We start from the raw sequence: 18,936 nt of genomic DNA on the forward strand, positions 1-18,936 counted from the left end.
GTCCTCTGTGCGTAGCCCCAGTTGTTTTAGGCATTTGCCATGCGCCTTCCTGGCCATTCCTCTCGATAGATGGGGGCCTTTGAGAGGGGGCTGAGCCCCGTTCTCCCCCCGCAGGCACCGGACAAAATGATCCGCCCAGACCTCGCGGTGCCACCGATACGTGCGGTCCACGTAGCCTCGTCTGCCCAACTGCGCTCGGAGGCGCATCGGCGCCCAGGTGACCGTTAGGTCGGGTAGTGCGTTTTGGAGAAGCCGGCCCGCGCTGCTCGTACAAACTCCCGTCAGCAAAAATGCCCCGGTCCCGCACGATCGGGCAAAGTCCTTCCGGATCTGTTTCGCGTCTGATGCGGGGAGATCGAGAACCTGTACCCACGCGCCCCGCCACTCATTTGCCCGCTTGTATTCCGCCTCCGTTTCGCCGCATTGCCAGTCGGTCTCGAAGCTGTGCACCGCCCCGTCGATGATCACGGCCGTATGCCCCCGGGGCCAAAAGCGGACCGGCTCAAGGATGCGCGGGTCGAACCTGCCCTGGTTAAACGTGACGACCTTAATCTCCGGAGGGGAGGCCGCCGCCGTTCCGAAGGGGGGCTCGTCAGCGGGCTCCGTGCCGCCCTGCGGCGGTTGGAATGGGGCCGTGAGGGGAACGCCCTCTTGTTGCTGCAGGGGCAGGACGACGAGGGCAACGAACAGAACGACCGACGGAGCCCTAACAGACTTCACGGATGTCATCAGCACGTGCACGCGGGCTCTCTCAGCAGCGATTCGCTCCGACAGTCGTGGGGCAGGGAGACCGCAGGCCGCTTTCTCCCGTCGACGCGCCTGTGCCGCATACGCACCCGGTGCCCGGCACTGGCCTGCCGCGCGGGGGCTTTTCGGTTTGAATCTACACAAACAAAACGAAAGAAAGTCAATCCGCCGGGCCGGGCCTGGTGGGACGAAAGGTGCGGGTGCGGGCCGCACGAAAAACGATGAGAAAGGAGAAGGAGCAACGGACGGTCGGAACAGCGAGTACAGCCGATCGAACCGGATGACGCGTTGAGACTTGGGGGCAGCCTCCTCAGAATGAGGCGAGACTATCGGAGGCGGTAATACGCTTCAATCCCGGCGTAAACCAGGAATGGGAGCAACAGAGTCCCCAAGGCACCGAGTGCCCCAAGCTCCAGGGTCGTGCCGTTGGCTTCAAACGACACCGTTGGGTTCTCGATTGAGGAGCCTTCTGAGACTTGGGTTCTGGCCCGACAGAAGAAGTAGGCCCCGATCGCTATTCCCAGAAGCAGTCCGGTCTCCGAGGCCGCCCAGAAGAGGGCCAAAAGCCCCTTCGCGGCGGCTTTCAGCCCGCCCCCGAGCGCCTGAGACACGGCAATGCTGGTGTATGTGGCGGTCGTCCCGTAAACGAGGAGGGACGGGGGCGCCACCGCCTTCCCACTGCCCGCGTAGGCGGCGGGTACGTACAGGCACCGGAGGGCCGTTGTCAAGAACACCGCGTGGGCCACCGTGACCACTGAAAAGGCCACCGCCTGCGCCCCCCGATCGAATCGGGTCCGGAAAAGCCGCCACACCGTGAGACTGAGCAGTCCCGCCAGCAGAAGGGAGGAGGCGACGAGAAAGCTCTGCGACTCCATGACCTGATCCGCTATCGAGACCACCACGGATTGAAGCGCACGGGTCGTCTCCGGGTCGACCTCCGAAGAGGGGTCATTTGAAACCACGCCGGACACCTTCGCAGTGTACGGCACCCGCGCCCCGGATCGCCGCGGGCTTGCACTCCAGGAGCACCCGCCCCGGGCGTGGTCGGAGTGGTGACAGCGGCCGATGAGGACAACGCCCACCTGCTACTGCCGGCCGGGGGCGACGCGGCCCAGCCGTGTGGTACTAGATTTACACAAGTCGCCCGAATCTCGCTTTCTGCGACTCTGTTCGAAGGACTCGCTCGACGCATGTCCCATTCCCCCCAAGGCTCTCGTGCAGAAGTCCTCTCCCGAAGCGTCTCCGTCCGGTCCGACCGAAGAGGGTACGGAAGACCACGAGGCCGAGGGCACGACGTCCCCCCGATCCTTCGCGTACGAGGAGCGCTTTCCCGACGCCCAGTCTGCATTTGGGCTTGACCTGAGTCCGCCCGACGCGGCGGCGTCCTCGACCCTGGTGTTCTTGGATACCTCGGCGCTCCTTCTTCTGTACGACGCGACCGAGGCGGCGGCCCGGGCGGCCCTCAATGCGTTCGGTCGACTGCGGGAGGACACTCGGCTGATCGTGCCCGGGCACGCAGCCCGGGAGTACGCCGTTGTGCGCTCCCACAAGATCACGGATCTGTACGACGACCTATCCCGGCAGGTGGGGCCGCCGGCCCTCCCGAAGCGGGCGGGGGCGTTCTCGAATCGGGCGCTCGTCGAGAGCCTTGGGCATGCGGACCGCCTCAATGAGCTCCGTCAACAGATCGCTGCGCTGACGGAAGCATACCAGCATGAAGCCCGAATGCTCATGGGGGAACTCGAAGCCTGGGCGGGGGACGACTTTATCAGTGAGGCCTACAGTGCGCTCTTCGAGGGCGAGGCCGTTCAGGATCTGGATGCGACTGTCCGGGATGTCACGGCGGAGGTCCAGCGTCGGGATGACATCAGCCGCCCCCCCGGCTACCTCGACAGCGGCAAGGACCAGAACGCCGCCGGGGACCTGCTGATCTGGAACACCCTTCTGGCGGTCGCCGCCCGCCGCGACCGGGACGCGGTGCTGGTGACGCAGGACCGGAAGTCCGACTGGTGGCATCAAGGCGGCAAAGGCACCGCCCTCTATCCCCGGACGGAGTTGATTCACGAGTTTGACCAGCAGACCGGGGGGCGATCCTTTGGCCTGCTGACCCTGCCGGGCCTGCTCCAAACGATGGACGTCGAGGCGACCCACGTACAGCGGGTGCGGGAGGCGGTCGGCGAGGCGCCGTCGACCGAAACCATCGAGGTCGTGGGGCCGGCCGAGCGGGTCCGGACCGTCGCCACCGTGGCCACCGGCGCACACGATGCCCGGTCGACTGGGGACGGGCGCCTCGGGACCCGGCGGGCGACCAGTCTGCAGGTGCGGGAGGACGAGGCGGACGCGGTTGCGCAGCTCGCCCGCGACGCCGATCTGGACGTGACCCGCAACGCCGACGGCCGGGTCGCCCGGGCCTTTGAGCGGCAGCAGAACAAGGCCTCGGAAGAAGACCCCGCCGGCGGAGGACCGGCGGAGTAGCAGCGCTCCCTCGTGCACGGCGCCCGGTAGGGCCGGGCACAGGTACACCCCGAAGACGACTCCAAAACGCGATACAACCCACCCCACAAGCCCCCAACTCATGGACGTTGACTTGGACCTACTCGCCGACCTCCTCGAATCCTATGAGGAGTTCGCCCCCCACGACGCTCCCGATTTTCCGGCGGCGCCCGGCGTCCTTGTCGACGACAGCGACGCGCCCGTCGCGTCGGGGCAGCTGAGGCCCGCCGACCGGATTGCGAAAGAACGCGTGGACGAGTCCGATTCGGACCAGCCCGCAGCGGAAGAAGTGCGACAACGTGAGCTCCAGACAGTCTATCACCACGTTGGACTGCTGGTCCACGCCGAATGTTTGACCCCCCAGGAGGACTTTTACGGGGGCCTGCCGGCCCTTGAGAGCCCCGACAGCCACGATATCCATGTCCTCACCATGAAGGGGCACCAGCTCCTCGACCGGCTCAGGGACGACAGCGGCGGAGACGGGGACATTGGCTTCGCAACGTCCTGAACACCCACCGGAGGTGCCCTGCCCAGGCGGCGTGGTCCGCGGACCCATGCGGGCGGACGTGCTGGGCGGCCCCCAGAGACAGGCCGAGGTGAGAAGTCCACACTCCCGCTGCGGGGCCTCGCTCCCGAAGCTTGACCTGCGCGAGGGGTGAGGTCAGTCCCGACACGCCCCGTCTGGAACCGCAGCGTCCCGTGCCGGACGACGCTGGACGGCCGCATGGCCTCTCATGAGTGACGGAACGGGTCCTACCCGTCTTCCGTAGATCGCCGCAGCAATATTTTGGAATCTCTCGCCCTTCCGCACCCCGTCCGGCCCGCGATGATTGAGGCTTTCTTCGACCTCCGTTCCAGATTCCGCTCTCGTCTGGCCACCGCATCCGCCCTTGAGCGGATTGGGCTTCTTGCCGGTGCCTTCTTTCTGGCGTCCCTCCCGATTGCTCCTCTGCTCGCGGTGGTCGTTCCTGGGTTTGAGGGATGGGGGCTTTTCCAAAGAACGTGCACGGCGGTTCTTTGGGGCGTAGGCATGCACTCCTTTGGAGAGTGGACGGAATCGCAGCACGCAGGGTGAGGCCGGTGCCGTCCCGAGATTTTCGTCGAGCCCTTGGCGTTCTGGGTCCTGGATGTGTAGTAGGAGGGGAGGACTGAGTCCTGAGACGCCGAAATGAGGCGCGCATCGACCACGTCAACGGCCGCGGCGTCTCATGATTGTCCGGGGCCGTGCTGCTCTTGGTCCCGACTGTGGGGCTTCCCTGGCTCGAAGGTAGTGATCACGAAGATGATCAGGGGCTCGGGACCCGTGTTGCGGACCGCGTGGAGCGCGTTTCCGCGCACTGTCGTGATCGTGCCTTCCTCAATGGGAACGCTGCGCGCCTCGGCCTCGGCGTGATCCTTTTCGAGGTAGGTCCCCTCGCCCCGCATCACGACGTAGAGCTCCTGTTCGTTGCGGTCGCCGTGCGTATGGAAGCCGGCGCTGTCTCCACGGGTGGGGAGCACCATGTAGGCCCCGATTCGGTTGTTGACGAGCTCCCCGTCCTCGAACATCTGCAATAGGTACGTGGTGCCGGAGCCGCCGTACATTTCCTCCCGCTTGTCGTAGCGGACGGCCGACCGCGGCTCGGCGCCGTAATGGTGTACAGTCGTGTCCATGACCGCGTCGAGCAGGGCGTCGAGGCGCTGCTTTTCGTCGGGGGAGAGAGGGCGGCGTTTGCGGGCCATGAGGAGAGAGGAACGTGGAGGGGGATAGACAGGGGCCGGCAGAGCCGGTTGGTCACCGAAGCGCGCTGTGCCTCGGCTGGAGGGAGTGGGTCCCCCGCGAGACAACCTCGGAGGCAAGAAGGAAAGGGGCCGGAAGCAGAAAGGTTCACAGCAGTCCCTCTTCACCTCGTTGCCGATGGGGGCCTGGGGATTGCGCCGGTACCCGTTGCGGCCCTTTTGGCCCCGGACACGATCCCCCGCATCGTCCTGCCGCCGCGCGTGACCGCCGATTGATCGGTAGAGCGGTCTCTTTCTGGATGGGGCCCAAGGGAAGCCCCACCTCCGGCCGTGGCCTCGAGAAATGAGGTGTCGGAACGCCACCGCCACGGGAAATTGGCCTCCCGGAATGCTCCCGCCGAGGTGTGAGCCGGGGCCGCATTGAACCCGTGCGGGCGTCGGCCGGGCCGCTACCGAAGGCCTCTGCACGCGGTGCCGCCGCCGTTGTCATACAGCCTGTGCGGTTCATTGGGGCGGCGGGAACCTGAGTCAGCCAGTCCCCGGTGAAGGTTCGGGCACTCACATGAATGACGGTGACACACGCCCAGCACGCCATCGCGAAAGGGCAAAAGGAAAGCCCCTGAGCCGCCATGGGGGCGATTCAGGGGCGTACGTTGTGGAGATGCCGGTTCCATGTGGTCCTGATCACCATACGGACACTACCGCCCAAAATGGCAAAAAAAGGCTCTATAGACGCTGAGTCCAGATTTGGATTGATTCTGTCCGAGCGTTGACCGACGTTTAGTGCACCCATAAGTGCACCCAATCGACTTCATTTAAACGCCCTCAGGCCCATGGCCTCCCTCACGATACAGTGCCGAACGGAGCGCACCGAGAGCAACGGATACGCTCCGGTCCGGCTTCGCATTTCGCATTCTGGCAAGCGCAAGTTCGTCTCTCTGGACCTTGACGTTCTCGCGTCGAAGTGGAACGACGATCGCCAGCGGGTCACTCGGTCGCATCCCGACAGTTCTCGCATCAACGCTCGACTGAGTGAGGTCGAGTCCGTGGCGCAACGAGCCGTCTCGCGTCTCCAGTCAGCCGGAGAGGTCATCACGGCCAGTCGCATCCAACAGGTGGTCAAAGAAGAGCTCTTCGGTGAAGAGGAAGAAAGTGGCTACGACGATTTCATCGCTTTCGCGTGGGATGAGGTTGAGGCGTATCGACGGCGCGACCAAATGACAACATTCCGACACTACAGGACCGGGATCCGCAAATTCCTGGGTTTTCTCGAAGATGAAAGCGGACAAAGCCAGGAGGACATCACCCTTTCGTTCGATGCTCTAACAGTCCAGCTTATCCGTGAATTTCGGAATCATATGTACGAGGTGAGAGGAAATGCGCCAAACACTGTTGGCAAGACGCTGACCCAGATCAAGACGATGTGGAATGCAGCAGTGAAGGAAGGACATGCAGACCGCGACCCTTGGCCGAAAATCACAATCGACTCGGCACCGTCCCAGAAAGAAAAGCTCGACTTCGAGGAGATCGAGGCGCTTGAAGAGGTCGATCTGCCGGAGGAAGGTAGTGAGCGTCGGGCACTTGACTACTTTTTATTCGCTCTCTACGGAGGTGGAATGCGGTTCAGCGATGTCGCCACGCTAAAACATAAGCACCTGGAGGGGGGGCGGATTCAGTACAAAATGAAAAAGACCTCGGAAGGGGCGGGGGTGCCCATTGTCGACAAGGCCGAGGCTATCCTTGATCGCTATGACAATCGACCTCAAGAGCCCGAGTCCCGAGTTTTTCCGATTCTGGATGGGTACGATCTGGATGAAATGGAAGACGTGCAACGGGCGATTGAGAGCCGAAATGCGTATGTAAATCGCCAACTGAAGAAGGTCCGGAAAAAGGCCGAGATCGAGACGAATCTCACTTTCCATCTGTCGCGTCACTCTGCAGCGTGGAAGCTGTACAGGGAGATGGGCGACATCTACAAGGTGAAGCGCATCCTCGGCCACAGTCGCGTCGAGGTGACGGAGGAATACTTACGCGGGTTTCCGGACACCGAGATGGATGAAGAGTACGAGAACGTCTTTTAGGTCGCAGACTCCAGTGCTTCCTGCTGCTCATTCTCGCCGTCTCGCAGGTGTTCGATCACCGTTGGCATATGGTAGAAGCGGGTCTGCCCACAAGTTGAGTCAACGGGTACGTTCCACCGCTTCAACGTTTTCCGACTCACGTCGAGCCAGGAAAGAAGTACGTGCTCCGGAACGAGGTCCTGTGTAACCGCGAGCGTTTTCAAATGGCCTTTCAGACTGTCAATCTTCTTTCCTAGATCCCTGACGGCTTGCTTCGCTCCTAGATTTGCACACCGTTCTCCGAAGCGCTGCAACTCGGATTCGCTCAGTCGGTAGATTGGGTCTTTTGGCATAGCAGTACAGAAACTTCAAGGTCAGTACAATTCTCGATCGAGGGGCGATATCATGTCTCTCGGAAGCTTGGGGCGAATAGTGCTCTGCCCGGATAGAGGAACTCATTACCCACCGAGCTGAGAAAATACGTCCTCCAAATCATACACATTCCTCCTTCCCGGACTTGATTCCATCGGTTCAATACCCCACGCCTCAATTGTGCGCTCGCTCTGTCCTAAGAGCCACGCGAGGTCAGACTTGTAACATTTGCCGCCCCGAATCCTGAGAACCATTTTCAACTTCTCGAACTTGGGATTGAGGTCTCGGCTGAGGCGCTCCACTGTTTCTTCCACAATCTCCTCGATTCGCCTCCGGTCTTGGCCTCTGGTCAATTCAATTCGGCTTGTGCTCATCATAGCAGATCTCGAGATTTTTGAGCTTTGAGTTCAAGCCCACCTTAGAAAACACGGCCCGTGCTAAAAAACACTGGACGGTTGTCTTTTCGCGTACATTCCTCTTTTCGGATCTGAGACCCTACAACGTGCAATTTTAGTCTTAATTTCCGTCGTTGGCACTCCAAAAATGATCACTACATAATCACCGTTAGAGCTATGGGAGTATACGACGCAGCGAATGTGCAATCTGAGATGCGGCCAATGGAGCCGCCTATGTGGGTCTGGTACCTTGACTCACCCCAAGATGTGGGAGAGAACACGTTACCAGCTGATCTACGCCGCGAAGCCCTTTCCCCCAAGGAAAGCCAAGATGAGTCCGTCACTGGTATTGGTGACATGCGGCAGTTCGTTCAGCGGCACTGGACGCAGTTTGTTGATCTGCTCCACGGGGAAAACAGAAAGGAAGGAACCGCGACCGGCTACCGGAGGCTGGCTCGACTCCGTGAGGAGCTTCAATTACGGCTAGAGACCCTTACCGAACGGATTGCCATCACGGAAGACCGGATTGATTACGTTGCACTTGTTTTTGAAAGGCTCGTCACCGATTTGGTCGAAGAAGTTGAAGCAAAACCGAGGTGGAATCTCGCATTGAGAGCCGCCGAGTTTGAACCGAAAGACATACGGGCATGGAGTCTCACCGAAAAAACAGTCGAGGACGTTTTCGAAGAAGTGATCGAGGAGAGGATCCTCGCAGATCTGTTCGCAGGAGAAAGTAGGCTGTATCCCCCTCAGATCATCATTTCTGATGAAGAGATTCGAGATGAAGGCATCGAGCCAAAGAATCTCCGCAGTACCCGCGTTGCGCTTGGACAGGGAGTAAAGTATGAAAAGACTTCTCGCGAAGACTTAATTCCCAGCCGACTTCCACTCGATCCGGAGTATGGGGAAGACGCAACGTGGGGGGGCACCCTCACTGAGTTGATTGATACCCACGAAGTTCTCAAGGAACAGCGAACGGCAGCTTGGCGAGCCAGAGACATGGCTGACTTTCGCCTCTCCGTTCTCGACAACGTGCTCTACCGATTTGAACTTTTTGGCCGTGTAGAAGAAGATATTCGCAAATTTGTAAATGAAGGCAAATTAGAGGTGGCGGGGGCTGTGGTGCGGGCGTCCAAAGACTCAGATATGGGATGGGGACGGCGAGAAATTACGAGGAAGGCTGCCACTATTTGCGACGACGAAACAGCAGAAACGTACCGGACAGTGGAAAGGACGCTGGGGAGCCTCTATCCCAAACAGAGTAGGCGTGGAAATCCCGGAAGCGACAAAGAAAATCTAGGACGCCTGATGGTGGAACGGTGTAAACGGTACGTGGATGCCTTTACCTATTAGCTAACCCAAGTTGTGGGGTATGTTGGGGCAGCGAGAAAAAGCGGTGCCCATGCCCGATCTTGGAGAAGTTGACCATCACATTTCCTTCTCCCAAACGGATCGACCATGGACACCGCAATCATTGGAATGTGCTGCCTTATGGATGATTGGCTCCAGGCCCGCCGGCATCAAGAAAGCTCCCAAAAGAAAGCTCCCGGCGTAGTCTCGTCGACGCAGAGATTATCACCATCGTCCTGACGGCGGCCCGCTTTTTGGGCGGCAACTTCCGAGCCGCTCAGTCGATGCTCATCGAGCAGCGCTACCTGACCGATGGGCTTAGCTGGAGCCAGTACAACTGGCGCCTGCATTGAACCCAGCCGCTTCGGGAGTCGCTCTTCGATTGGCTTAGTCGTGTCCACAGGGCTGCGGCTCGTGAGGACGTGTTTCTGATCGATAGCTGCCCGGCAGGGGCTTGCGACAATATCCGCATTCGAGACTGTAGGATCTACCCCTCAGCGGCGACAGAGGACGTTTTTCGAGGCCAACACCGCTAGAACTGCAAATGCAAGTGCTAAAGCTGAACCATATAAAAAAATGAACCAGTGAAAGAAGGGGGCACTCTGTCCCAGCGTGGACAGCTGTTGGAGTTGAGCTGGAACGTTTTCGGCTAAATACCTGAGATAGACCCAAATGATGTGCGCCCGAAAAGTGAGAGGTACGGTAGGTTTACTCTCCGACCAAAGGCATATTTCTTGGGGGTGTACTAATTCAAGCTAGACTGGTCACCCACCTCTTAGATCATCTCTTCCATGTACGTCCTCGGTTTTTTATTCTGGCTCGCCCTCGCCGGGCTGGTCGGATATGTAGCCAGTGAACGAAATAGAAATCCCTTGGGCTGGGCGTTCATCTCAATGCTCTTCAGTCCTATAATCGGATTTCTGGCACTGATCGCCGCTGGTGATGCTACCCCTGAGAAGGGGGGTAAGACACGGAGTAGCGGAAGAGGAAAAACGAAGGCTTGGGAGAAGCCAGACGACGGCTCGAACAGATCTGGTGGCAAAAAGCGAAAGTGCGTGAAGAAAAACGGTGTCCGCCTTCCTGCGGATTACGAGACCTGTCCTGCCTGCCGTAAACCAGTAGATAACGGGAAGCATCCTGTGGTTAGAAGTTAGAGGTAGCTCTCTTCACTTATCTGTTGACACGTGGCTTATAGGGGTATGCCGTCCGTTTCTCCATCTCCGAAAACCTCCGTCAGACCGCTTGAAATACCGATTTTCAGAACTGCGGTAGTAATGAGCCCGACTTCCTCCCCCGATTTTGGGGGTGTATCACCCGTTCAACGCCGAAAACCGGGAGTCCTTGCTGCGACTTGCGAGCGTTCGGAAATCAAGATTGAAACCGTCCGTCGCCTCCCGTAATCTACCGCTACGGAAAGCCCTGTGGCTCACCTCCTACCCTGAATAGCCTTCATCGTCTGCCGTGGTCTTCGGCATCCTCTTCCTTCAGGCTGTCACATTCGGCGTCCTCTCTGCCATCATTGCCTCAAACAAAAACCGAAGTGCTGGTGGGTGGGGGGCTCTTGGTTTCCTATTTGGGCTCTTCGGCTTCATAGCAACAATCGCTGTCGGCGAAGCTGAAGACGACACACGTTCATCTCGCAGGCAGTCTTCCCAGCAGAAGCCCAATTCCTCAGAAAAGAAGCAGACACCAGGCAGCAAAGAGAAGCGATCAGCCGCTCAGGGCTTTGACCCCGACAATCACGAGAAAAAGTGTCCTGACTGCGCTGAATACATAAAGCTGGAGGCTCAGGTGTGTAAGCACTGCGGGCACAGGTTCTCCGATGAGGAGCTAGAGCGGCAGATTGAAGAGACGGAAAGCGAGCTACAAGATGGAAAACAGACCGAGGAGGACAGCGAAACGAAGGGAATTGATACTGAGGACTTGTCAAAAGGGATGAGATATATTCTGAACACTCACGATTTCGGCGAGGACAGCGACGAATGTGAAAAGTGTGGCGTATCAAAGTCGTATGTCGTCAAACATCAATACAAATGCCGCTACTCAGAGCGCTAATCCGTCAGAGTTGAATAGACGCCCTCACCTATTGTGATTACAGGCATCCTTCTGATTCAAGCGGTGACGTTCGCCGTTCTCTCAGGCATCGTTGCCAGCAACAAGAACCGAGACCCCGCTGGGTGGGGAATAATCGGTTTACTATTCGGAATCTTTGGCTTTATTGCGGCAATCGCTGTCGGTGAAGCGGAAAGCGATATACGGTCGCCCGGAAGGCAGTCTTCCCGGCAGAAATCCAGCTCCTCCGAAAAGAAGCAACCCTCCAGCGAAGAAGACAACCAGCAATCGAGTGCTCAGGGTTTTGACCCCGACGAACACGAGAAGAAATGCCCCGACTGTGCTGAATACATCAAGCTTGAAGCTCAGGTGTGCCGCTACTGTGGGCACGAGTTTTCCGACGAGGAGGTTGAACAGCAGATTGAAGAGGCAAAGGGGAAGGCAGTAGAGAAGAAAAGTGGATGGGAATGTCGATGTGGGTCAGTGAATGGCAGTGAGCACGACCTGTGCCCTGAGTGTGGTCGCTCCGCAAATGCGGTTATCTGAGATACTTCCTATTGGCTGATTGCTTAGGGAAAACTGTCACCCTTTTTCCTTGCCTCGCCGCTTCTTCGCATACCGGTTCAGGCGGTCATATTTGTTCATCAGCTCAATCCACTCCTTTTCCGCAAGTGGGCTCCCCTCCGGTGTGCGCTGTGCTCGTTTCGCTTTTCTGACTGCTCTTTGTCGGGCATCGGGAGGTAGTTGAGAGGAGGGGGCTTTACCGCCTCTTCCTCAATGGTAGTGAGCCTTCCGTGGATTCCCAGTTTGAAATTTTGAATTTTGGAATTTCAATTTTCCAAGCTCTCACACCATCCACCGTTGAAGGGAGCCACTGTCAGGATACAGGATTGGGGAGAATGTATTGAGACTGAAGACCGACAGGTTAGAGCAAAATCCCACCCTCTCTCGTTTCATTGGCGGCAAATCCTCGGCTTCCGATCTCTGTCCTCTTCTTGCGCCTTTGCGTGCCAGCCGTTTACCTTCTTTTGCTTGTGGGGTGTCCGCCTCACAACGAGATTCTCCCACCGTTGCACCGAGCAGATCTCTTGAATCTTAAGCTTCACTATGTTCAGAGACAGGTTTTTTCTCCTCCCGTTAGTCGCTGTCTTCTTCGTTCTGGGAGCGTGCCAGAGTGAAGGAAAGCTGACTGGGGAGGTGTTCATCGTGACGGAGGGACGAGAGAACATTGAAATGGGACTGGTTGATGTTAAGGCTATCAGGGCTGACTCAGTAAAAAACTATCTTCAAGGGCGTTACGGTCGGGCACAACAGGAAGTGAAAGCCAGAGCTTCGGAAGTTGAAACGCTACTCGACTCCCTTGCCAAACTTTCCAAAAATAGTCTATTGGTTCCTTCGTATGAGGCATATACGCTGGATACACCACAGGGAAGCGCAGATGTCGGAGATCGAGTTGTGGCGATGCCAATAGGAGAAATAGATTTAGGCAGAGACAGAAAACTCACAAGTAATACGACTGGAATATTAATATCGAAGTTAGAATACGGTTTTTACGAGATAAATTTCGGTGAGTATAAGGGTCAGGTTAAAAGAGACAGAATAATAAGTATTTCGGATTATAATGAAATTAAAGAGAGAAGAAAGGGTGTGGAAGAGAAAAAAGAGAAAATAAAGGAAATAGAAAAGAGCTTTGGAAATATATTTCGAAGGATAGAAAGGTGTGTCTCTCGGAGCTACTACTATCGTGATATGCCCTCTCCCAGCTCCTCTTCAGAAACTGGCTCCGATGGAAACTACGAGTTGACTGTGGAAGGCGGCGTTCCCTACTATCTCGTCGCACGGGCGAGTCGGTCAGTCGGGGACGAAGAAGAGCAATACTACTGGATGGTGAAGACGACCGTTGGGGGTGGAGAAGTGAAGGAGGTCAACCTCAGCAACGACAATCTCGGGGGCGTGGTGAACAAGGGATATGCCCTAAATGAGCGCACTCTCTCCACAGTTAGAAGGATATGGGAGTCGTCTATTGGCTTGGCGAAAGAGGGAGAAGAGCTGGAATGGGAAAAGCTCATCTACCGAACGGCATTTCCAGACGATACAACAGGCGTCCCAATTCCTGACGATCTCGACGTGCCAGAAGACGAGTTGCTGAGCGACCGATAAGAACACCAGTCGTTCGGGCTGATAATCGCCATTCTAAGTGCTCTGAAGGGAAAAATTATGAGAGTCCTGCTTCCTGTTTGATGTAAGCCATCATCATTTTCTGTAGAACAGCGAACGGGACATTGCTTCCCTGCTCCCGAACGAAGTCCTTCGCCTGCTGCCACGCCGAGGAGTGTTCGGCGGCGTCGAGAAACTCGTGTCCCTTCCACGTCAAACCACCGACGGCTCCAACCATCCACTCCTTCTCTTTTCCTGTTCGGGTGTTTATTACTTCACTCAGATTGACATCTACGAGGTCGTTCTCCTCCATGATTTTGAGGTGATAGATAATCTTCTCTTCGGAGTGTCCGTCGATTTCTTCCTCCACGTGGTAGTTGCCATCTCTGAGCTGGGCGAGAATTTCCTTAACCAATTCCATATCTCGCTCCATAGCTGGTTTGTTTCCCTCTTTTCAGGCTGCGAATTACATAAAGTGAGAGCCCACCGGGATGAATACCCAACGGACCACTCATCCGTTGTCCCGCCTCCGTAAATCCCACTCAGACGGCGTGAGAGGCAGATCTGGAGAAGTGCGGTAGTAAAAGACCTTGCTACCCACCCCGATTTTGGGCTTATATCACCCGTTCAGTTCGGAAAAACGGGTGTCCTCTCAAACCTTTTCCCGGCTGCTACCATTGGGGGCTCGGTCGGTTGGAGCCTTCCCTGCGCTCGCCTGTCTTAAAGTGTTCTCCTATTCCCCCAATCTCTACCCAGAACCCGATGACAGAAAGAGAGGAAAAGCTGCATCGAACGTGGACTGAACTCCTACTCGAACGGGGAAACCAAGAACTCGCTTCGATTGCCGTGGAATCGGAAGTTGAGATTTCTGAGGGTGAATGGGGAGTCGAATCGATTGTGTTAGGACTTCCTCCATCGGCCCACGGAATCGTGAAGGGGAGCGAGGATGTCAGAAACGACTTGGTGAACTATCTTCACGACGTGTGTGCGGGTAATGTATACAATCAGGACGGCATTGGGGAAAGGGACCCGCACATAGAGGTGAGAATGAAACTACTTGAAGTCGACGAGGACTGGCAGGAGGAGATGCGTCGGCTTATCTCAGAGACGAAGGGCTCAAATCAGGGCGCAATTTCAGAGAAGGTAGCGAAGCGGGAGGGCAGAGATACTCACACCTATAACGAGATGACCTTCGGGTCGAAGTCGGAAATCCGAATCGCTCAAGAGTTGGAAGTTCGTGACCTCCTATTCTTTCCGCTTCCGTTGGGAGTGCGAGCAGAAACGGGCGACCGCTGGAAAGACCGCCGTGAACCTGATTTCCTTGTGTGTCAGGACGGGGCGTGGGGAATCTTGGAGGTGGCGTATCACCCCGACCGCTACGAGAAGGATGCCGAAAAGGCTACTTGGTTCAAGGAGGCTGGCATTCTATGTGTGGAGCACGCCACGGCTGAACGGTGCTACAACGAGCCTGTCGATGTGGTTGATGACTTCCTGAACGTGCTCTCGAAGCATCGGAGCTAAACTTTCGCTCTCGTCGCCACCTTTCCTGCAACCTGCCTCGATTTCTCTCTAACGAAGCCTCTCACGCCCGATGATAGTCGGTATTCTCCTCTTTCAAGCTGTAGCGTTCGCCGTCCTCTCAGGCATCGTTGCTAGCAACAAAACCTTGACCCTACTAAATGGAGCACTTTGGGCTTCCTCTTCGGTATATTCGGCTTCGTTGCGGCACTGGTCGTCGAGTCAGCAGAGCTCAAAAAAGGAGAGCCCCAAGAAGCCCAACGCTCCGAGCGAGTTGAGAGACAAACCTCGACGGCACGGAAGTTTGACCCAGACGAACACGAGAAGAAGTGCCCGATGTGTGCTGAGTATATCAAGTTGGAAGCCCGACGATGTAAGCACTGCGGACACGAGTTCTCCGAGAAAGAGGTAGAGAACGCTGTGGAAAAGGAGAGGAGGCAGTTTCTTGGGCGCTCCCTGTCAGACGAAGTTGATGAGAGATACTGCCACCTTTGTGGTGACGTGGCGGAGGAAAACCACGCCCAGTCGCCCTATTGGGCTTGCGAGGACTGTGCTGAGGAAGTTCCAGTGTCCTGACCTTTTTGCTCGCCGTCATCACTCTTCTCCCGACGCTTCTTCGCATACTGGCTCAGACGGTCGTGCTTGTTCATCAGCTCGATCCACTCCTCTTCGGTGAGCGGGCGACCGCTGGGCTCCTTTCGCTTCTCTTCGCTGTTCGGCTGCTTCTCGTCGGGCATTGAGGACGGGGGAGGGTTGATTGACCGATTTTCTTTTCGGAGTGTGGGGGCTGCGTGCAATCTGCCGGGGAGTGGTCAGGAAACAGAAGTGAGATTTCCGCTAACAGCGAACTAGTCAGCATACCAGTGGAGTGAGCCAAGAAGCGTTCCAGCAACGACAGGAATGATGAGAACCCGATACGCTGGGAGGAAAGAAGAAGGAAAACCGGCAAGCGGGACACCGTAGACGAAGAAGGAAACGCCACTCCACTCCAACCACCGTGCTCCCTCGCCAGCATTTACCTCTTTGACCTTCTCCTGCACACCTTGAACTCTCTCTTGAACCGTCTCAATCTCTTCCCCAATCTTGCCCTCCAGAAATTCAATCTCCTTGTCAACGTGACGGCGATTAGCCTCCACCTCATTTCTCAGGTCTGCGATTGATTGCTCAAGCTCCCGAACACGTTCCGACAGGGTCTTGGGCAACTTGAGCTCCTTCTTTAAGGTGCCGCCGAATGCATCTATCGCCTCGGCTTCGTCCTCAATCTCCGCTGAACCTCTGATCGTCGTATCAAAGACGCTGGGAAACTCGCAGATCCAAGGCAAAATGCGACTGGTGGAGGGCGTCTGCTCAAACTTCTCCAACGTCCGTTCCAATCCGTAGGCGGCAAAAATGAAACCGAAGAGCTGGAGGAAGACGCCGGTGCCCCGAACCACGGGCTTCGGCTTCGGAAAATACCCGACGAGATAAAGCCAACCGCAGAGCAAAACCGTAATCCCCAGAACGGCTCTGACGACAACAGGAGCGTCCTTCAACCACTCCTGTAAGTTGCTTCCGATTTTCCTCCAAAACCAGCCCTTGAATAACTTGCGGTTCAGCCACCCAGCCATCTCATCCGTCGTCGGACGTACTTGTAAATGTTGTGTGCGCCCAACCTACGGTCCAAGACACCCGCTTGAAAGCCGACGCTGCGCTGCTCACTCCTCTGCGTCCGTGTCGTTCAGGCGTCGTGTCCGTTCCTGCCGTACTCTTCCAGAAACTCCTGACTCGTGAAGAGTGGTTTTCCTTCACGGGCGACGACGAAGTGGTCTGGTTTCCGCTCTCGGAGAAAGCGAATAGCACCTTCCGTCGTCAGCGACCACCTAACACAGCTCCGCCCAATGGCGTTCTCGATGTCGTAGCACACGGCACTTAGCGAGACGGAAGGGGCCTTGCGGGCGTAGAGCACGTCACCAGCGACCGAGATCGTAGTCTCAAGGAGGCAATCTGCCAGCAGCTACCCGGCGTGATCCAGGCGCCTTGCCATACCGAGGAATCCCTCGGTGTACACCTTCGCCGGAACGTGCCCAAGCGTGTCGCCTAACGAGTGGCGAGACTCGACGAAGGACCTGATGGATGAGGTTCTTCAAGCTTCCAGTCAGCCGGAGGCGTGGCGGATCTTCGAGGAGATTCTCGGAGGGGAGTGCCGACAGATGGTAACCGTTGCAGATAAGGACGGTCAACCTGAAGAGATCGATGCCTATCGGAAGCTTCGGGAGGAGGCGGCCCCTGCCTTCCCTGCCTTGGCTAACCTCAAAGAGAACCTTGAAGACGCCACCGCAGTCCTTGCGCTGCCCGGCAAGTACCGTCGCCGACTACGGACGACAAGTGTGACCCAGCGCCTGACCGAGGAAGTTCGTCGTCGGGAGAAAGTCATCCGCATCTTCCCCAACATCGACTCGACCTGGCGGCTGATCGGAGCCGTGCTGGCTGAGAAACACGAGGAGTGGCCCGAGCGGGCCGGAAGCACCTCGATATGGCTGAGTTCCGCAGTTGGAAGGAGCAAGCCAAAAGGCCCGAATCTGAACCCGACGAGTCAACCGAACGACAACCAGCGATGGCTACCTAACCTCATGCAGCGCACCTTTACACAAAAAATGGGACTTGATCGAGAGAGCCGATTAGGGGAATCCAATCGGGTTCAATAGGAAGTCAGGAAGCAACTGGAGCATTCATTATACTGAAAATCCGCTCGAAACCTCTCACGTCACACGCCCGCGTGCGGATGTCCATCGTCTGATGTAACTTTCCACTTAGCCTCGATCTCCCAGCTTCGGTCATGCCGCCCTAATATTTCTGTATCAGATCCGCGAAAACATAGCTTTTGAAAAAAGGAACCCGCCACTCTGCGGCAGGCCCCTGATCTGGAGTGCTCTCGTCTATTAGAACTACCGGCCAAGCTCGATCCGCTCAAAGAGCCGGGGATGAATCTGCCGGGCGACGGCCTCCGGAGTCCTCGGGCCGAGACAGTTTAGGTCCGCTCCGGTCCAGCAAATGCCGCTATTATCACGGGAGAACACCGCGCCGAAGCCTTCCAGTTCGGCGGTGCCCACGGGCCGGTCGTCGAGAAAGACCTCGTCGGGCGCGCCAGTATACCGCTCGGTATTGTCACCGAATAGACCTCGGTTTGTGACGGCGGCGAACACGTTTGCCGCGCCGGTGTCCTTGTCATAATCGAGGAAGTACGCGTAGCCCTCTGGTTCAGAATCATTGGGATCGGGCATGATATCAGGCTGATCTATTAGATCTATTAGGAAGTGATCGAAAGCGGAGAACCATCACGGAGGCTGCGCCGCTACTTCAGCCGGATTCCTCGCAGTAGATTTCCGGAGAGATCGGCCCGGTCTCATTGGCGGCGTAGTAGATGTCGATCTCCGACCACTCCTCGCCGTAGTGGCGCTCGTAGTGAGTAGTCACGAACTTGAGGAGGGCGCCGAGCTTGTGGCCCTGCCGGCACGGACGGAAGTCGGTGAAGCCGGCGGTCTCCTCGATCCAATCCTCTGGGCCTGTGGAATGCCACGGGTGAAAGCCCGGGTAGCTCGTGTAGCGGTCTTCCAGCCAGGAGGCAAAGTCCCGCAGGTGTTGGCCCTGCCGCTCGAAGCCAGCGTCCCGGCAGATATGCCGCCGGAGGAAGCGGCAGAAGGTCCGGGTCACCTCGACCTGGATGTAAAGGCCGTCCCGACGTTTTCCGCCAACCCCTTCGAGGCGCACCTCGGGAGCAGCCTCCCGGAAAGCGGTCTCCAATCGGCGGCGGGACACCTCCAGACAGGCGTTGGCAACGGCCTGTTCGTGGGCCTGGAAGTCGAAGCGATCCGGGTCGAAGTCATCGCCATACCGATCTCCGAGAGACGGCATCGGGTCGAAAAGTCCCTCCGTGCCCCAGAAGCCGAAGAGCCAGGTCTGATGCACGTGCGGCTCGAAACCAGCAAGAGGGTAGCTGGCGATCAGGTCTTCGCCGGAAAGCTCTTCGCTGGAGAGACGCTCATTGGAAGTTTTCTGTCGCGTAGACATAGTTGGGGTGTGTTTAACCGGAGTAG

At 57.3% G+C, this 18,936-nt stretch carries 18 protein-coding genes; 11 read left to right on the top strand and 7 right to left on the bottom strand.

Annotated features, from left to right (window positions below; translation table 11 throughout):
- Positions 1 to 1,073: 1,073 nt before the first annotated feature.
- Positions 1,074 to 1,709 (bottom strand): hypothetical protein, encoded by a 636-nt coding sequence (locus SRU_RS05710; protein WP_162713376.1) that lies wholly within the window; start codon positions 1,707 to 1,709, stop codon positions 1,074 to 1,076.
- 253 nt (positions 1,710 to 1,962) lie between these two features.
- On the opposite strand from SRU_RS05710, the gene SRU_RS05715 reads away from it, so the two are divergent.
- Positions 1,963 to 3,222, top strand: coding sequence for a PIN-like domain-containing protein (locus tag SRU_RS05715; RefSeq protein WP_112903687.1), 1,260 nt, complete (start codon positions 1,963 to 1,965; stop codon positions 3,220 to 3,222).
- Between the two features lie 100 nt (positions 3,223 to 3,322).
- On the top strand, positions 3,323 to 3,748 hold the full coding sequence (locus SRU_RS05720) for a hypothetical protein (RefSeq protein ID WP_112903689.1): 426 nt from the start codon (positions 3,323 to 3,325) through the stop codon (positions 3,746 to 3,748).
- Positions 3,749 to 4,446: 698 nt separating this feature from the next.
- On the opposite strand, the gene SRU_RS15470 is transcribed toward SRU_RS05720, so the two are convergent.
- Positions 4,447 to 4,962, bottom strand: coding sequence for a cupin domain-containing protein (locus tag SRU_RS15470; RefSeq protein ID WP_237701985.1), 516 nt, complete (start codon positions 4,960 to 4,962; stop codon positions 4,447 to 4,449).
- An 830-nt stretch (positions 4,963 to 5,792) separates the two neighbouring features.
- Here SRU_RS15470 and SRU_RS05730 point away from each other — a divergent pair.
- From SRU_RS05730 to SRU_RS05755, 6 genes are all read left to right on the top strand, one after another.
- Positions 5,793 to 7,040, top strand: coding sequence for a site-specific integrase (locus tag SRU_RS05730; RefSeq protein ID WP_011403845.1), 1,248 nt, complete (start codon positions 5,793 to 5,795; stop codon positions 7,038 to 7,040).
- A gap of 923 nt (positions 7,041 to 7,963) precedes the next feature.
- Entirely contained in the window at positions 7,964 to 9,139 is a 1,176-nt protein-coding gene (locus tag SRU_RS05735) for a hypothetical protein (RefSeq protein WP_237701987.1), read from the top strand.
- A gap of 788 nt (positions 9,140 to 9,927) precedes the next feature.
- Positions 9,928 to 10,290: a hypothetical protein gene (locus SRU_RS05740; RefSeq protein ID WP_164923550.1), complete on the top strand. Its 363-nt coding sequence runs from the start codon at positions 9,928 to 9,930 to the stop codon at positions 10,288 to 10,290.
- Between the two features lie 307 nt (positions 10,291 to 10,597).
- Positions 10,598 to 11,191: a zinc ribbon domain-containing protein gene (locus SRU_RS05745; RefSeq protein WP_164923551.1), complete on the top strand. Its 594-nt coding sequence runs from the start codon at positions 10,598 to 10,600 to the stop codon at positions 11,189 to 11,191.
- Between the two features lie 33 nt (positions 11,192 to 11,224).
- Complete coding sequence (locus SRU_RS05750; RefSeq protein ID WP_164923552.1) at positions 11,225 to 11,734, top strand: zinc ribbon domain-containing protein; 510 nt, start codon at positions 11,225 to 11,227, stop codon at positions 11,732 to 11,734.
- A 561-nt stretch (positions 11,735 to 12,295) separates the two neighbouring features.
- On the top strand, positions 12,296 to 13,348 hold the full coding sequence (locus SRU_RS05755) for a hypothetical protein (protein WP_164923553.1): 1,053 nt from the start codon (positions 12,296 to 12,298) through the stop codon (positions 13,346 to 13,348).
- A gap of 55 nt (positions 13,349 to 13,403) precedes the next feature.
- Here the strand turns inward: SRU_RS05755 and SRU_RS05760 are convergent, their stop codons facing one another.
- Entirely contained in the window at positions 13,404 to 13,766 is a 363-nt protein-coding gene (locus SRU_RS05760) for a DUF2513 domain-containing protein (protein ID WP_164923554.1), read from the bottom strand.
- A 341-nt stretch (positions 13,767 to 14,107) separates the two neighbouring features.
- Between SRU_RS05760 and SRU_RS05765 the strand changes: the two genes are divergently transcribed.
- Positions 14,108 to 14,866, top strand: coding sequence for a hypothetical protein (locus SRU_RS05765; RefSeq protein ID WP_164923555.1), 759 nt, complete (start codon positions 14,108 to 14,110; stop codon positions 14,864 to 14,866).
- Between the two features lie 168 nt (positions 14,867 to 15,034).
- Positions 15,035 to 15,439, top strand: a complete 405-nt coding sequence (locus SRU_RS05770; protein ID WP_164923556.1) for a zinc ribbon domain-containing protein — start codon at positions 15,035 to 15,037, stop codon at positions 15,437 to 15,439.
- On the opposite strand, the gene SRU_RS15475 is transcribed toward SRU_RS05770, so the two are convergent.
- Positions 15,394 to 15,600, bottom strand: a complete 207-nt coding sequence (locus SRU_RS15475; protein WP_237701988.1) for a hypothetical protein — start codon at positions 15,598 to 15,600, stop codon at positions 15,394 to 15,396. The two genes, SRU_RS05770 and SRU_RS15475, sit on opposite strands and share 46 nt — an antisense overlap.
- Positions 15,601 to 15,711: 111 nt before the next feature.
- Positions 15,712 to 16,470 carry a hypothetical protein gene (locus SRU_RS05775; RefSeq protein WP_011403848.1) on the bottom strand — a complete coding sequence of 253 codons (759 nt, stop codon included), beginning with the start codon at positions 16,468 to 16,470 and terminating at the stop codon, positions 15,712 to 15,714.
- 501 nt (positions 16,471 to 16,971) lie between these two features.
- Between SRU_RS05775 and SRU_RS05780 the strand changes: the two genes are divergently transcribed.
- Positions 16,972 to 17,547, top strand: a complete 576-nt coding sequence (locus SRU_RS05780) for a transposase (RefSeq protein WP_164923557.1) — start codon at positions 16,972 to 16,974, stop codon at positions 17,545 to 17,547.
- A gap of 240 nt (positions 17,548 to 17,787) precedes the next feature.
- Here the strand turns inward: SRU_RS05780 and SRU_RS05785 are convergent, their stop codons facing one another.
- Together SRU_RS05785 and SRU_RS05790 are read right to left on the bottom strand one after the other, a co-directional pair.
- The gene (locus tag SRU_RS05785; protein ID WP_011403850.1) at positions 17,788 to 18,123 is read right to left on the bottom strand and encodes a hypothetical protein; all 336 of its coding nucleotides are present in this window, start codon (positions 18,121 to 18,123) and stop codon (positions 17,788 to 17,790) included.
- 76 nt (positions 18,124 to 18,199) lie between these two features.
- Positions 18,200 to 18,910, bottom strand: coding sequence for a hypothetical protein (locus SRU_RS05790; RefSeq protein ID WP_011403851.1), 711 nt, complete (start codon positions 18,908 to 18,910; stop codon positions 18,200 to 18,202).
- Positions 18,911 to 18,936 lie beyond the last annotated feature (26 nt).

It is taken from the genome of Salinibacter ruber DSM 13855 (genome assembly GCF_000013045.1).
In the GTDB taxonomy this organism is placed as follows: Bacteria; Bacteroidota; Rhodothermia; order Rhodothermales; family Salinibacteraceae; genus Salinibacter; species Salinibacter ruber.

Bases quoted from the DNA above. Each gene is read 5' to 3' on its own strand.
- SRU_RS05720 (WP_112903689.1), top strand. From the start codon at position 3,323: ATGGACGTTGACTTGGACCTACTCGCCGACCTCCTCGAATCCTATGAG.
- SRU_RS15470 (WP_237701985.1), bottom strand. From the start codon at position 4,962: ATGGCCCGCAAACGCCGCCCTCTCTCCCCCGACGAAAAGCAGCGCCTC.
- SRU_RS05730 (WP_011403845.1), top strand. From the start codon at position 5,793: ATGGCCTCCCTCACGATACAGTGCCGAACGGAGCGCACCGAGAGCAAC.
- SRU_RS05735 (WP_237701987.1), top strand. From the start codon at position 7,964: ATGGGAGTATACGACGCAGCGAATGTGCAATCTGAGATGCGGCCAATG.
- SRU_RS05740 (WP_164923550.1), top strand. From the start codon at position 9,928: ATGTACGTCCTCGGTTTTTTATTCTGGCTCGCCCTCGCCGGGCTGGTC.
- SRU_RS05755 (WP_164923553.1), top strand. From the start codon at position 12,296: ATGTTCAGAGACAGGTTTTTTCTCCTCCCGTTAGTCGCTGTCTTCTTC.
- SRU_RS05760 (WP_164923554.1), bottom strand. From the start codon at position 13,766: ATGGAATTGGTTAAGGAAATTCTCGCCCAGCTCAGAGATGGCAACTAC.
- SRU_RS05765 (WP_164923555.1), top strand. From the start codon at position 14,108: ATGACAGAAAGAGAGGAAAAGCTGCATCGAACGTGGACTGAACTCCTA.
- SRU_RS15475 (WP_237701988.1), bottom strand. From the start codon at position 15,600: ATGCCCGACGAGAAGCAGCCGAACAGCGAAGAGAAGCGAAAGGAGCCC.
- SRU_RS05775 (WP_011403848.1), bottom strand. From the start codon at position 16,470: ATGGCTGGGTGGCTGAACCGCAAGTTATTCAAGGGCTGGTTTTGGAGG.
- SRU_RS05780 (WP_164923557.1), top strand. From the start codon at position 16,972: ATGGATGAGGTTCTTCAAGCTTCCAGTCAGCCGGAGGCGTGGCGGATC.
- SRU_RS05785 (WP_011403850.1), bottom strand. From the start codon at position 18,123: ATGCCCGATCCCAATGATTCTGAACCAGAGGGCTACGCGTACTTCCTC.
- SRU_RS05790 (WP_011403851.1), bottom strand. From the start codon at position 18,910: ATGTCTACGCGACAGAAAACTTCCAATGAGCGTCTCTCCAGCGAAGAG.